Origin of the sequence: Streptomyces coeruleofuscus (genome assembly GCF_039532725.1) — a bacterium.
Taxonomy (GTDB): domain Bacteria; phylum Actinomycetota; class Actinomycetes; order Streptomycetales; family Streptomycetaceae; genus Streptomyces; species Streptomyces coeruleofuscus.
This window is the reverse complement of the sequence record NZ_BAAASE010000007.1, coordinates 193,803-207,314: the sequence shown is the minus strand read 5'-3', so window position 1 is coordinate 207,314 and position 13,512 is coordinate 193,803. Positions and strand designations below refer to the sequence as shown.

Sequence of the window (13,512 nt, the reverse complement as noted above, 5' to 3'; positions counted from 1 at the left end):
CGGGACCGGCTGGACGGAAGAGTACGACGAGGGAGCCGATCATCCAAGAGCCCGAAGCGTCCGAACCAGAGGCGACCCGGCGTGACGCAGATGTCACGGAGAGCTCCCGGGCCAACCGGGGCTGGTGGGACCGCAACGCGGACGAGTACCAGACCGAGCACGGCACCTTCCTCGGCGACGACCGCTTCGTGTGGGGCCCCGAGGGTCTGGACGAGGTGGAGGCCGAGCTGCTCGGCCCGCCGGAGGAGCTGAAGGGCAAGGACGTCCTGGAGATCGGCGCGGGCGCGGCGCAGTGCTCGCGCTGGCTGGCCGGCCAGGGCGCCCGCCCGGTGGCCCTGGACATTTCGCACCGGCAGCTGCAGCACGCGCTGCGCATCGGCGGACCGTTTCCCCTGGTGTGCGCCGATGCCGGGGCGCTGCCCTTCGCGGACGGCTCGTTCGACCTGGCCTGCTCGGCGTACGGGGCGCTGCCCTTCGTCGCCGACCCGCGGCTGGTGCTGCGGGAGGTGCGCCGGGTGCTGCGGCCCGGGGGCCGTCTGGTCTTCTCGGTGACGCACCCGATCCGCTGGGCCTTCCCGGACGAGCCGGGGCCGGAGGGGCTGTCGGTGTCGGGTTCGTACTTCGACCGCACGCCCTACGTCGAGCAGGACGAGGAGGGCCGCGCGGTCTACGTCGAGCACCACCGCACGATCGGCGACCGCGTCCGGGACGTGGTGGCCTCGGGCTTCCGGCTGGTGGACCTCGTGGAGCCGGAGTGGCCGGCGTGGAACTCCTCCGAGTGGGGCGGCTGGTCCCCGCTGCGCGGGAACCTGATCCCGGGGACGGCGATCTTCGTGTGCGTACGAGACTGAGTGCGTGATCCGTTACGACGCCCTGGACGCCCTGCCCGTACGCGGTGCCCTGCCCGCCCTGGACGACGCCCTGGCGGGGCACGGCACCGCCGTCCTCGTGGCGCCGCCCGGCACCGGAAAGACGACCCTGGTGCCGCTGGCCCTGGCGGGGCTGCTCGGTGAGGGGCCCCGGCGGCGGGTGATCGTCGCCGAGCCGCGGCGGATCGCGGCCCGGGCGGCGGCGCGGCGGATGGCGTGGCTGCTGGGCGAGAAGGTCGGCGAGAGCGTCGGCTACACCGTGCGCGGGGAACGCGTCGTCGGGCGGCACACGCGCGTGGAGGTCGTCACGACCGGGGTGCTGGTGCAGCGGGTGCAGCGGGACCAGGAGCTGGCCGGTACGGACGTGGTGGTGCTCGACGAGTGCCACGAGCGGCATCTGGACGCGGACACGGCGGCGGCGTTCCTGTGGGACGTACGGCAGACGCTGCGCCCCGAGCTGCGGCTGGTGGCCGCCTCGGCGACGACCGACGCGCAGGGGTGGGCCGCGCTGCTGGGCGGCGCTCCGGTGGTCGAGGCCGAGGGGGCGGCGTATCCGGTGGAGGTCGTGTGGGCGCCGCCGGTGCGGCAGGTACGGCCGCCGCACGGGATGCGTGTCGATCCGGCGCTGCTGGCGCATGTGGCGTCGGTGGTGCGGCGGGCACTGGCCGAGCGGGACGGGGACGTGCTGTGTTTCCTGCCGGGCGTGGGCGAGATCGCCCGGGTCGCCGGGCAGCTCGGGGGGCTCGGGGACATCGAGGTGCTTCAGGTGCACGGGCGGGCGTCCGCGGCCGTGCAGGACGCCGTGCTGGCCGGCGGGGAGGGTCGCCGGGTGGTGCTGGCCACGTCGGTGGCCGAGTCGTCGCTGACGGTTCCCGGGGTGCGCGTGGTCGTCGACTCCGGGCTGGCGCGGGAGCCTCGCGTCGACCACGCGCGCGGGCTGAGCGCGCTGACGACGGTGCGGGCGTCGCAGGCGGCCGGGCGGCAGCGGGCGGGGCGGGCCGGGCGTGAGGCGCCGGGGGCGGTGTACCGGTGCTGGGCGGAGGCCGAGGACGCGCGTCTGCCGCGCTTTCCCTCGCCCGAGATCAAGGTGGCCGACCTGACGGCGTTCGCGCTTCAGGTGGCGTGCTGGGGTGATCCGGACGCGTCCGGGCTGGCGCTGCTGGACCCGCCGCCGGGCGGGGCGATGGCGGCGGCTCGGGAGGTTCTGGCGGCGGTGGGTGCGGTCGACTCCGTCGGGCGGGCCACGGAGCGGGGCGCCGCGCTGGCTCGGCTGGGGTTGCATCCCCGGTTGGGGCGGGCGTTGCTTGACGGGTCCGGCTTGGTCGGGGCGGAGAGGGCCGCTGAGGTCATCGCGTTGCTCAGTGAGGAGGCTCCGCGGGAGTACGGGGATGATCTGGCGGGCGCGTTGCGCCGTGCCCGGCGTGGGGGTGACGCCTACGCCTCGCGGTGGCGCGGTGAGGTTCGGCGGCTGCGGGCCGTCGTTTCAGGGGTTTCCCACCCGCCCAGCCGTAACCGGCGTCCAGAGGGTGCGGCCGAGAGGTCGGCTCCCGCATCGGAGGACCGGCAGGTGGGGCTCGTTGCCGCTCTCGCCTTTCCCGAGCGCGTCGGCAGGGTCGACGGCGGGTCGTGCCTCATGGTGTCCGGAACCCGGGCCGAGGCCGGCGAGGCGAGCGGGCTGCGTGGGGCGGAGTGGGTGGCCGTCGCCGTGGCCGACCGGCCCGTCGGCAAGGGGCACGCGCGCGTGCAGCTCGGGGCTGTCGTCGACGAGGAGACGGCCCGGCTGGCGGCCGGCGCGTTGCTGGAGGAGCGGGACGAGGTCTTGTGGGACGGCGGGGACGTCGTGGCCCGGCGGGTGGAGCGGCTGGGGGCCGTGGAGCTGGCGGTGCGGCCGCTGAAGAACGCCGATGCGGGGCTCGTACGCGGTGCGCTGCTGGACGGGCTTCGGCGGGAAGGGTTCGGCGTGCTGCGGTGGTCGCCGGATGCCGGTGTTCTACGGCAGCGGCTCGCGTTCCTGCGGCTGCACCTCGGTGAACCGTGGCCCGACGTCTCCGACGACGCGCTGCACGCGCGCGTGGACGAGTGGCTGGAGCCGGAGCTGAGCCGGGCCCGGCGGCGGGCCGATCTGGCGCGGATCGACGCCGGGGCGGCGCTCGCGCGGCTGCTGCCCTGGGCGTCCGGGGAGGCCGGGCGGCTGGACGAGCTCGCCCCGGAGCGGATCACCGTGCCGAGCGGGTCGAGGATCCGCGTCGACTACTCCCGGCCCGAGCAGCCTGTGCTGGCGGTGAAGTTGCAGGAGATGTTCGGGCTCCAGGAGTCGCCGCGGGTCGCGGGGGTGCCGCTGCTCGTCCATCTGCTGTCCCCGGCCGGGCGGCCGGCCGCCGTCACCGCCGATCTCGCCTCGTTCTGGAAGGACGGCTACAAGGGCGTACGGGCGGAGTTGCGCGGGCGGTATCCGAAGCATCCGTGGCCGGAGGATCCGGCCGGGGCCGAGCCGACCCGGCACACCAGCGCCCGGCTCAGGCGCTGACCACCGCCGGGCTCAGGCGCTGACCGGTGACGGTTCCTCGGCCTCGGTGGGGGCCGGACCGGACGGGCGTCGGCTGCGGGCCTCCAGGTACAGCGCGAGGGCCAGCAGGAGGACGCCGAGAGTCAGGGAGCCCCACGGCAGGTAGGACGTCAGCAGCAGGATGAGCAGGCGCTGGGATTTCACCAGGTCGACCGTGTGCGTGATGTAGTCCTCGCGCATCTTCACGTGCCCGGCGAACGCGGTCACCTTGTCGCGGTCGCCGAGGAGGGTGCCGCCGCGCAGTTCCTCCTTGTGGAGTTCCTCGCCGTAGACGGGGGCGCCGGTGAGGGGTTCGACCCAGAACTTGCGGACCGTGGTGTACCAGCGGGTGGTGCCGGTCTGCGCGACCGACTCGGGGGTGAGGCCCTCCACGGGCAGCGTCTTCGGGATCCTCACCTTGGTCCAGGGGATGGTCTGCTCGAAGTAGTAGACCTCCAGGCCGCGGAAGTCCTGGGTGCCCTTGTAGTGGATGGGGGCGGTGACGCGGGCCTGGGTGTCGAAGTACTCGTAGTCCCGTTTCTCCGTGAGGAACGGCCATTTGAACTCGATGCCCTCGCGGCGCACCGGGTCGCCGTCGACCATCTCGCCGGTGGCGTGGACGGGTTCCTGGGTGTGGGCGTCGAAGATGTAGCGCTCGGGGATCTTCGACACCATCTCGCCGTCGGGGCCGACGACGTAGGACAGGCCGTCCCAGACGACCACGTCGCGGCCCGCCGACTCCTCGATCCGCTCGGAGGCTTCGACGTTGCCCTTGAGGGTCTGCACGATCGTGACCTTGGGGACCGTGCGGGCCCGCATCGTGCCGTAGTCGAGGAGGGTGGCGTTCTCCGCCTCCAGGACCATGTCCTGGTACTGGTGCGCGGGGACCTTGGCGAGGCGCGGGAAGGCGTACCAGCGCAGCAGCGGGGACAGGGCCGCGAAGAACACGGCGAGGGCGAGCAGGACCAGGCCGGCCTTGCGGCGCATCTCGGCCTCCCTCCCGGACGGGGCGGTCAGGGGTGTGCGGGAACCGTCGTCAGCAGCGGCTTCGGGGACGTCCCGCCCGAGGGGGTGCCCAGGGCGGTCAGCGTCAGGACCACGGCGAACGCGACGGCGAGACCGGTGGCGGCGGCGACGAGGGCGCGCATACGGGGGGCCTCCCCACGGGCGAGCTGATACACCGTCAGGTTTCTCGGCACCGTAGCAACGCGCGGCGGAGATGAGAACACGTTGCACGCACAACGACGCGCCCCTCCTGAAAAAACGACGCCCCTCTTGAAAAGAGGGGCGTCGTCCGTCGTACCTGAGAGCTACGCGCTCGGGGAGGCCGAGGGGCTCGGCGAGGACGTCTCGGCAGCCGCCACCGTCAGTTCGACGGTGAGGGTCGCTCCGCCTTCGGTGGTGATGCGGAGCAGGAACGTGCCGGTGGTGTCGTCCGCGTACAGCTTGGGCAGCTTCAGCAGGCCCTTCGCGTCCGTCTTCAGGCCCGCCAGCGTGCGTACGGCCTTGCCGTCGGCGTCCTTGAAGAAGGGGCCCTTGTCGTTGGCGGTCGGGTCGTCCGCCGACTTGATCAGCGTGGCGGTGGCCGCCACGCCGTCCGCGACGGCGCCCTTGTACGTGGCCTTCACCTCGACCTGGTTGGCGAACTCGCCGCCCGGGGCGCAGGTCAGCGCGGCGTCACCGGTGCGGGCGAGGGCGTCGGCGGCGCGCTCGGTGACGGTGGCCGTGTAGTCGAGGCCCGCGACCATACGGCCGACGACGGTGGCCCGGACGGTGACGTCGCCCGTCTTCTCCCCCGCCTGGAGCGCGGGTGCGACGGCCACTCCGGAGCTGTTGGTGGCGACCGTGGCCACGCTCTCGCCGCCCGTGAAGGTGGTGTCCGTGTCGCCGACGATGGTGAAGCGGATCCTGACCTTGCCGACGGCCTTGCCGGCCTTCGTCTCGGCGCGGGTGCTGATCCGCTTGGTGAACGTGTCACCCGCCATCGCGGTGAGCTTCGCCGTCCCGGCGTCCTCCAGATGGTGCACCGTGTCGGTGGGGGTGGCGGGCGGCGAGGGCGGTGTGCTCGGGGAGTCCGGCGGGGTGGCGGGCGGTGTGGTGGGCGGCTTCGGTTTCGTCGTACCGCCCCCGCCGGGCTTCGCAGGGGGGCTGGGCTTGGGCTTCGAGCCGCCCGCGCCCGGCGTGCCGGGCGTGCGCGGCGCGGAGGGACCGGGGCTCGCCCCGGCCCCGTTGTCGCTGCGGTTGCCGGGCAGCGTGCCGGTGCCGTCGGGGATCTCGTGCGTGCCCTTGCGGTAGTACTCCAGCCACCGCATGACCAGGTTCAGGTACTCCCGCGAGTTGTTGTAGCTGAGGATCGCGCGGTCGAGGTCCTGCTGGTCGGACAGGTCCCAGTCGAAGCGGCAGAGGTAGTGGCCGGCGGCGAGCGCGGCGTCGTAGATGTTGTTGGGGTCCTTCTTGCCGTCGCCGTTGGCGTCGCGGCCCGCCCAGGCCCAAGTCGACGGGATGAACTGCATGGGGCCGACGGCCTGGTCGTACGTGCTGTTGCCGTCGTAGGCGCCGTTGTCGGTGTCCTTGATGAGGGCGAAGCCGTTGCCGTCGAGCTGCGGGCCGAGGATCGGCGAGATGGTGGTGCCCTCCGCGTTCACGCGGCCGCCGCGGGCCTGACCCGACTCCACCCGGCCGATGGCCGCGAGGAGTTGCCAGGGCAGGTTGCAGCCGGGCTTGGCGTCGCGCAGCGCGGCCTCGGCCTTCTTGTACGCGTCGAGGACGGTCGCGGGGATGCCCGCCTCGGAGGTGCCGGGGGTGGCGGGCCCCGTCCCGGTGCTCGGTGACGGGCTCGGGCTGTTGAGCGGCGGCAGGTCCGTGTAGTACGGGGAGTTGCCGGTGGCGCTGCCGTCGGAGGCACTCGCGTCGGGTGACGGTGTGGCGTCCGCGGCCGACTGTCTGCCGTGGTCGTTCACGCCCGGAGCCTGGGAGGCTGACAGGGCCGCGACCGCTACCGCGGCCACGGCGGTGGTCGCCGCCCCCTTGCACAGCCTCCTGCCGAATTGCGCCGCCATAGAGTGAACCCCTCCCGTGGACGCCCGAGCGCCCGTCTCTGTCTGTCGCGCGCTTCTGTTGCGTACGCGTACTTCTGTTGCGTTCGCTCTGTTGTGACGATCGACCGGCCCGAGTGGTTGCCCTCCACAGGCCTGTCTCCTGCCACCGGCACGGTGACCCTGGCGACCCTACGGCAACTTCCTTTGCTCGGGCACCCGTTCGTGCCCGTTTTTCACCAGTTGGTCATGTGACGAGCATGGCGGGCGGCCGCAGTTCGTCATCCCGCATACTGGGCCCTTCCGATCACCCGGCCAACGACCGTCACAGGGAGCCGAGTTGCCGTTCACGCTGAGCCACGCGGCAGCCGTACTGCCCGCCGTACGCACCGACGGCACCGGCCGGGGCCCGCTGGTGCCCGCCGTGCTCGTGGCGGGTTCCTTCGCGCCCGACATGACCTATTACGCGGCGAGTGCGGTGTCCGGGGCGATGGAGTTCGGTGACGTCACGCACTCGTTCCCGGGTGTGTTCACGGTCGATGTGCTCATCGCCTGGGCGCTGGTGGGGCTGTGGCTGCTGGTGCGCGAACCGCTGGTGGCGCTGCTGCCGCGAGCCCGGCAGGGGCGCGTTTCCGCGCTGATGCGGTGCGGGGCGCCTCGCGCGCGCGTGCGGACGCCCCTGGTGCTGCGGTGGTACGTGTCCGCGGTGCTCGGCGCGTTGACGCACGTCGTGTGGGACGCGTTCACCCACCTCGACCGGTGGGGGATGCGGGTGTTTCCGGTCCTGGGCCGGGAGGTGGCGGGCTCACCGCTGTACTGGTACTTGCAGTACGGCGGTTCTGCGGTGGCCGCGGGCGTGATCGCCGCATTCCTGGTGCGGGCCGTACGGCGGGCGCCCGCGCGCGTGCCGGTGGGGGTCCCGGCGCTGTCGGTGCGGGACCGGTGGCTGGCCGGTGCGGTGATCGGCGGCTTCGCGCTCGTGGGCGCGGTGCAGCGGGCGTCGCGGTGGTGGGCCTACTGGGGTTCGAGCGCGAAACCGTGGGAGATCATCCCGACGGTGTGCTTCGGAGCGGGCGCGGGTCTCGTCCCGGCGCTGCTGCTGTATGCCCTGGGGGTCAGGGTGTGGCGTCCGGTTCCGGTCCCGGATCCGGACCCGGCCCCGGGCGGTCCTGGCCAGGTCGACGGCGTGGAGCCGAGTCGGCCGGCCGCTCGCTGAGGGGCGCTGTCGTCGCGATGTACACGGTGATGGTGGTGTGCGCGGGGCGGCGGGGCCGTGGAAGCAGGGTCAGGACGAGCGTCAGGTAGCTGCGGGCCAGGTCCGCCCAGGGGCGGCCCGTCCTGCCGGGGCGCTCGGCATGGCCCGGGTGCCGGGCGGCAGGGGATGTGCCGCCGGTGAGACCGAGGATCTCGGACACGTCGCCGGGGCTGGTGAGACCCGTGAGGGCGGGCAGGTCGCCGGTGCCGGTGAGCCCCGTGAGGGCGGGCACGTCGCCGGCGCCGGTACGGCCGGTCGCGGCGGGCGCCTCGGTGGCGCGCGTGGGGTCGGCCGGCCGCCGGCCCTTGGCCAGACGCTGCCGGAGGTCCGCCGTCGTGCGGCGCAGGGCCGTGGTGAGGCCGGCGGGGACGCGGACCGTGCTTGCGGCGGCCGCGAAGGGCTGAACCGGCGGGAGTGCCACGCCTGGGGCCGTGCGGCGGAGGAGCGTGCGTATACCCATGCCCGCATCCTTGCGACCGCCGGGGACGGGGGCCCTTTGTCGGGGGCCACGCGAGTGACGGTTCCGGCGGGGGTTCAGCGGGGGTGGGGGGCGGGTGCCCCCGGCTCAGGACCTGGCCGAGGGCACTCCGCGCCGGACTAGTGCGCCGCCGACTCCCAGTCCGGGCCCGCGCCCACCGAGACGCCCAGCGGGACGCGGAGGTGGACGGCGTTCGCCATCTCGCGGCGGACGAGTTCCTCGGCGGCCGCCCGCTCCCCGGGGGCGATCTCCAGCACGATTTCGTCGTGGACCTGGAGCAGCATGCGGGAGGCGAGCCCGGCGTCCTTGAGCGCGCCGTCCACCTTGAGCATGGCGATCTTGACGATGTCGGCCGCCGTGCCCTGGATGGGCGCGTTGAGGGCCATCCGCTCGGCCGCCTCGCGGCGCTGGCGGTTGTCGCTGTTGAGGTCGGGGAGGTAGCGGCGGCGCCCGAAGAGCGTGGCCGTGTAGCCCGTCGCCCGGGCCTCGTCGACCGCCCGGCGCAGATAGTCCCGTACGCCGCCGAACCGCTCGAAGTACGCGTCCATCAGGGCGCGGGCCTCCGCCGCCTCGATGTTCAGCTGCTGGGAGAGGCCGAAGGCCGACAGACCGTAGGCCAGGCCGTACGACATGGCCTTGATCTTGCGGCGCATCTCGGCGTCCACCGCGGTCGGCTCGACCGCGAAGACCTGGGAGGCGGCCGTGGTGTGCAGGTCCTCGCCGGAGGTGAACGCCTCGATCAGGCCCTCGTCCTCGGAGAGGTGGGCCATCACGCGCAGTTCGATCTGGCTGTAGTCGGCCGTCATCAGGGACTCGAAGCCCTCGCCGACGACGAAGCCGCGGCGGATCGCGCGGCCCTCGTCGGTGCGGACCGGGATGTTCTGGAGGTTCGGGTCGGTCGAGGACAGGCGGCCGGTGGCGGCGACCGTCTGGTTGAACGTGGTGTGGATGCGGCCGTCCGCGGCGATCGTCTTGATCAGGCCCTCGACGGTGACCCGGAGCTTGGCCTGCTCGCGGTGGCGGAGCATGATCACCGGCAGCTCGTTGTCCGTCTGCGTGGCGAGCCAGGCCAGCGCGTCGGCGTCCGTCGTGTAGCCGGTCTTCGTCCGCTTGGTCTTGGGCAGGGCCAGCTCGCCGAAGAGGACCTCCTGGAGCTGCTTGGGCGAGCCCAGGTTGAACTCGTGCCCCGCCGCCGCGTGGGCCTCCTTCACCGCCTGCTGGACGGCGCCGGCGAACATCTGCTCCATGGCTTCCAGGTGGGGCCGGTCGGCGGCGATGCCGTGCCGCTCCATGCGGGCGAGCAGCGCGGACGTGGGCAGCTCCATGTCGCGCAGCAGGTCGGCGGCGCCGACCTCCTCCAGGCGGCTCTCGAAAACCTCGCCCAGGTCGAGGACGGCGCGGGCCTGGATCATCAGGGCCTCGGCCTCGGCGCCCTCGTCCGCGCCGAAGGCGAGCTGGCCGTCGGCCGCGGCTGCGGGGGTCAGCTCGCGGTGCAGGTACTCCAGGGACAGCGCGTCCAGGTCGAAGGAGCGGCGGCCCGGCTTGACCAGGTAGGCGGCGAGGGCGGTGTCCATGCGCAAGCCCTCGACGCTCCAGCCGTGCTCGGCGAAGACGCGCATGGCGCCCTTGGCGTTGTGGAAGATCTTGGGCCGGGCGGCATCGGCGAGCCAGGCCGCGAAGGCCTTCTCGTCGGCCTCGTCCAGCTGGGAGGGGTCGAACCAGGCGGCCGCCCCGCCGGGCGCGGCGAGCGCGACCTCGGCGACCGAGCCCGTGCCGAGCGCCCAGGCGTCGACCGTGGCGACGCCCAGGGGCTGGGTGCCGTGCTCGGTGAGCCAGCCGGCCAGCTCACCGGTGCCGAGCACCGTGCCGTCGAGCTGCACGCCGTCCGTGCTGATCGGGGTGGTCTCGGCCTCCTCGGCGCCGGGGTCGACGGCGAAGAGCCGCTCGCGCAGGGAGGGGTTGCGGATCTCCAGGGTGTCCAGGACCATCGCGACGGCCTTGCGGTCGTAGGCGGTCCGCTCCAGCTCGGTGACGCCCTTGGGTAGCTCTACCTGGCGCTCCAGCTCGGTCAGCCGGCGGTTGAGCTTGACCGCTTCCAGGTGGTCGCGGAGGTTCTGCCCGGCCTTGCCCTTGACCTCGTCCACGCGCTCGACGAGCTGCGCGAACGACCCGAACTGGTTGATCCACTTCGCGGCGGTCTTCTCGCCGACGCCGGGGATGCCGGGGAGGTTGTCGGACGGGTCGCCGCGCAGGGCCGCGAAGTCGGGGTACTGCGCGGGCGTCAGCCCGTACTTCTCGAACACCTTCTCGGGGGTGAAGCGGGTCAGCTCGGAGACGCCCTTGGTCGGGTACAGCACCGTGGTGTGCTCGCTGACCAGCTGGAAGGAGTCCCGGTCGCCGGTGACGATCAGCACCTCGAAGCCCTCGGCCTCGGCCTGCGTGGCGAGCGTGGCGATCACGTCGTCCGCCTCGAACCCGTCGACCGCGAAGCGGGCCGCGCCCATCGCGTCGAGGAGTTCGCAGATCAGCTCGACCTGGCCCTTGAACTCGTCGGGGGTCTTGGAGCGGTTCGCCTTGTACTCCGTGAACTCCTGCGACCGCCAGGTCTTGCGGGAGACGTCGAAGGCGACCGCGAAGTGCGTGGGCGCCTCGTCGCGCAGCGTGTTGGCCAGCATCGACGCGAAGCCGTAGATCGCGTTCGTCGGCTGGCCCGTCGCGGTGGTGAAGTTCTCCGCGGGCAGCGCGAAGAACGCTCGGTAGGCCAGCGAGTGCCCGTCCATGAGCATCAGTCGCGGACGGCTGCCGCCGGAGGTCTTGTCGGTCGTCTTCGATGCTGTCTCTGCCACGCCCCCGATCCTGCCACGCCCCACTGACACTCGGCCCCGGCCCCGACCGCGCGGGCGCCGGGGCCGGACGCCGCCCCGCCCGCCCTCACCGGATGTCACCGCAGCGTGGGAGGATCGGAGACGTACCTCACAGTGCAGTCGAAGGGGAGCGTGCGATGGCGACCAAGCCGCCCAAGAGTGATCCGGTACAGGACGCGCCGCAGGTCGCCGGGCCGAAGCACGCGGCAGCGGGCCTCCCCGCGATCGGGCACACGTTGCGAGTCGCCCAGCAGCAGATGGGTGTGAAGCGCACGGCGCTGACGCTGCTGAGCGTGAACCAGAAAGACGGCTTCGACTGCCCGGGCTGCGCCTGGCCGGAGCCGGAGCACCGGCACAAGGCGGAGTTCTGCGAGAACGGCGCGAAGGCCGTCGCCGAGGAGGCCACGCTGCGCCGGGTCACGCCCGAGTTCTTCGCCGCGCACCCGGTCGCCGACCTGTTCGGCCGCAGCGGCTACTGGCTGGGACAGCAGGGGCGCCTGACCCACCCCGTGTATCTCCCCGAGGGGGGCACGCACTACGAGCCGGTCACCTGGGAGCGCGCCTTCGACATCGTCGCCGAGGAGATCGCCGCCCTCGGCTCCCCCGACGAGGCCGTCTTCTACACCTCCGGCCGCACCAGCAACGAGGCCGCGTTCCTCTACCAGCTGTTCGCCCGCGAGCTCGGCACGAACAACCTGCCCGACTGCTCGAACATGTGCCACGAGTCGTCCGGCTCGGCCCTGTCCGAGACGATCGGCATCGGCAAGGGCAGTGTCCTGCTGGAGGATCTGTACAAGGCCGACCTGATCATCGTCGCCGGACAGAACCCGGGGACGAACCACCCGCGCATGCTGTCCGCCCTGGAGAAGGCCAAGGACAACGGGGCGAAGATCATCAGCGTCAACCCGCTGCCCGAGGCGGGCCTGGAGCGCTTCAAGAACCCGCAGACCCCGCAGGGCATGCTCAAGGGCGCCGCGCTGAACGACCTGTTCCTCCAGATCCGCATCGGCGGCGACCAGGCCCTGTTCCGCCTCCTCAACAAGCTGATCGTCGAGACCGAGGGCGCGGTCGACGAGACGTTCGTGCGGGAGCACACGCACGGCTACGAGGAGTTCGCCGAGGCCGCCCGCGCCGCCGACTGGGACGAGACGCTCACGGCGACCGGCCTGAGCCGGGACGACATCGAGAAGGCCCTCGGCATGGTCCTGGCCTCCGAGCGGACCATCGTGTGCTGGGCGATGGGCCTCACCCAGCACAAGCACTCCGTTCCCACGATCAGGGAAGTGGTCAACTTCCTTCTCCTGCGCGGCAACATCGGCCGCCCGGGCGCGGGCGTCTGCCCGGTGCGCGGCCACTCGAACGTGCAGGGCGACCGCACGATGGGCATCTTCGAACGCCCCGCCCCGGCGTTCCTGGACGCCCTGGAGAAGGAGTTCGGCTTCGCCCCGCCGCGCGAGCACGGCTACGACGTCGTACGGGCCATCCGCGCGCTGCGCGACGGCGAGGCGAAGGTCTTCTTCGCCATGGGCGGCAACTTCGTCTCGGCGTCCCCGGACACGGAGGTCACCGAAGCGGCCATGCGGCGGGCCCGGCTGACCGTGCACGTGTCGACGAAGCTGAACCGCTCGCACGTGATCACGGGCGCGCGTGCCCTGATCCTCCCGACGCTCGGCCGCACCGAGCGCGACCTCCAGGGCAGCGGCGAGCAGTTCGTGACCGTCGAGGACTCGATGGGCATGGTGCACGCCTCCCGTGGGCGGCTGGAGCCCGCGAGCCGGCATCTGCTGTCCGAGCCGGCCATCGTCTGCCGCCTGGCCCGCCGCGTGCTGGGCGAGAACAGCGCCACGCCCTGGGAGGAGTTCGAGAAGGACTACGCGACGATCCGGGACCGTATCGCGCGCGTGATCCCCGGCTTCGAGGACTTCAACGCGCGCGTGGCCCGCCCCGGCGGCTTCACGCTCCCGCACGCCCCGCGCGACGAACGCCGCTTCCCCACGGCCACCGGCAAGGCCAACTTCACCGCCGCAGCCGTGGAGTACCCGAAGCTGCCCGAGGGCCGCCTGCTGCTCCAGACCCTGCGCTCGCACGACCAGTACAACACCACGGTCTACGGCCTCGACGACCGTTACCGGGGGATCAAGAACGGCCGCCGGGTGGTGCTGGTCAACCCCGAGGACGCGCGTGCCCTGAAGCTGGCGGACGGTTCGTACGTGGACCTGGTCAGCGAGTGGAAGGACGGCGTGGAGCGCAGGGCGCCCGGTTTCCGGGTCGTGCACTACCCGACGGCCCTGGGCTGCGCCGCCGCGTACTACCCGGAGACCAACGTGCTGGTGCCGCTGGACGCCACGGCGGACACCAGTAACACCCCGGCCAGCAAGTCCGTCCTGGTGCGTCTGGAACAATCGGCGACCGACTGAGCGTTTGCTCAGCCACAGAGGTGACCGCATGATCTGGACGAACGGAGAC

At 72.6% G+C, this 13,512-nt stretch carries 9 protein-coding genes; 4 read left to right on the top strand and 5 right to left on the bottom strand.

Annotation, left to right across the window (positions count from 1 at the left end; all coding sequences use genetic code 11):
• Nucleotides 1-41 precede the first annotated feature (41 nt).
• Nucleotides 42-851 carry a methyltransferase domain-containing protein gene (locus tag ABFX81_RS27200; protein WP_086852675.1) on the top strand — a complete coding sequence of 270 codons (810 nt, stop codon included), beginning with the start codon at nucleotides 42-44 and terminating at the stop codon, nucleotides 849-851.
• A gap of 4 nt (nucleotides 852-855) precedes the next feature.
• Entirely contained in the window at nucleotides 856-3,396 is a 2,541-nt protein-coding gene (hrpB, locus tag ABFX81_RS27195) for an ATP-dependent helicase HrpB (protein WP_346138805.1), read from the top strand.
• A gap of 12 nt (nucleotides 3,397-3,408) precedes the next feature.
• On the opposite strand, the gene pgfA is transcribed toward hrpB, so the two are convergent.
• The 3 genes from pgfA to ABFX81_RS27180 all read right to left on the bottom strand — a co-directional run bounded on the left by pgfA (nucleotide 3,409) and on the right by ABFX81_RS27180 (nucleotide 6,473).
• Nucleotides 3,409-4,401, bottom strand: coding sequence for a cell envelope lipid trafficking protein PgfA (gene pgfA / locus ABFX81_RS27190; RefSeq protein ID WP_086855486.1), 993 nt, complete (start codon nucleotides 4,399-4,401; stop codon nucleotides 3,409-3,411).
• Between the two features lie 26 nt (nucleotides 4,402-4,427).
• Nucleotides 4,428-4,562 carry an SPW_0924 family protein gene (locus tag ABFX81_RS27185; protein ID WP_106975450.1) on the bottom strand — a complete coding sequence of 45 codons (135 nt, stop codon included), beginning with the start codon at nucleotides 4,560-4,562 and terminating at the stop codon, nucleotides 4,428-4,430.
• 162 nt (nucleotides 4,563-4,724) lie between these two features.
• Nucleotides 4,725-6,473 (bottom strand): lytic transglycosylase domain-containing protein, encoded by a 1,749-nt coding sequence (locus ABFX81_RS27180; RefSeq protein ID WP_346138804.1) that lies wholly within the window; start codon nucleotides 6,471-6,473, stop codon nucleotides 4,725-4,727.
• A gap of 316 nt (nucleotides 6,474-6,789) precedes the next feature.
• On the opposite strand from ABFX81_RS27180, the gene ABFX81_RS27175 reads away from it, so the two are divergent.
• Complete coding sequence (locus tag ABFX81_RS27175) at nucleotides 6,790-7,665, top strand: DUF4184 family protein (RefSeq protein ID WP_086848817.1); 876 nt, start codon at nucleotides 6,790-6,792, stop codon at nucleotides 7,663-7,665.
• Here ABFX81_RS27175 and ABFX81_RS27170 read toward each other — a convergent pair.
• Both ABFX81_RS27170 and polA read right to left on the bottom strand, forming a co-directional pair.
• Nucleotides 7,565-8,164, bottom strand: coding sequence for a hypothetical protein (locus ABFX81_RS27170; protein ID WP_346138803.1), 600 nt, complete (start codon nucleotides 8,162-8,164; stop codon nucleotides 7,565-7,567). The two genes, ABFX81_RS27175 and ABFX81_RS27170, sit on opposite strands and share 101 nt — an antisense overlap.
• 137 nt (nucleotides 8,165-8,301) lie before the next feature.
• Entirely contained in the window at nucleotides 8,302-11,028 is a 2,727-nt protein-coding gene (gene polA / locus ABFX81_RS27165) for a DNA polymerase I (protein WP_346138802.1), read from the bottom strand.
• A 155-nt stretch (nucleotides 11,029-11,183) separates the two neighbouring features.
• Between polA and ABFX81_RS27160 the strand changes: the two genes are divergently transcribed.
• Nucleotides 11,184-13,463 (top strand): FdhF/YdeP family oxidoreductase, encoded by a 2,280-nt coding sequence (locus ABFX81_RS27160; RefSeq protein WP_346138801.1) that lies wholly within the window; start codon nucleotides 11,184-11,186, stop codon nucleotides 13,461-13,463.
• Nucleotides 13,464-13,512 lie beyond the last annotated feature (49 nt).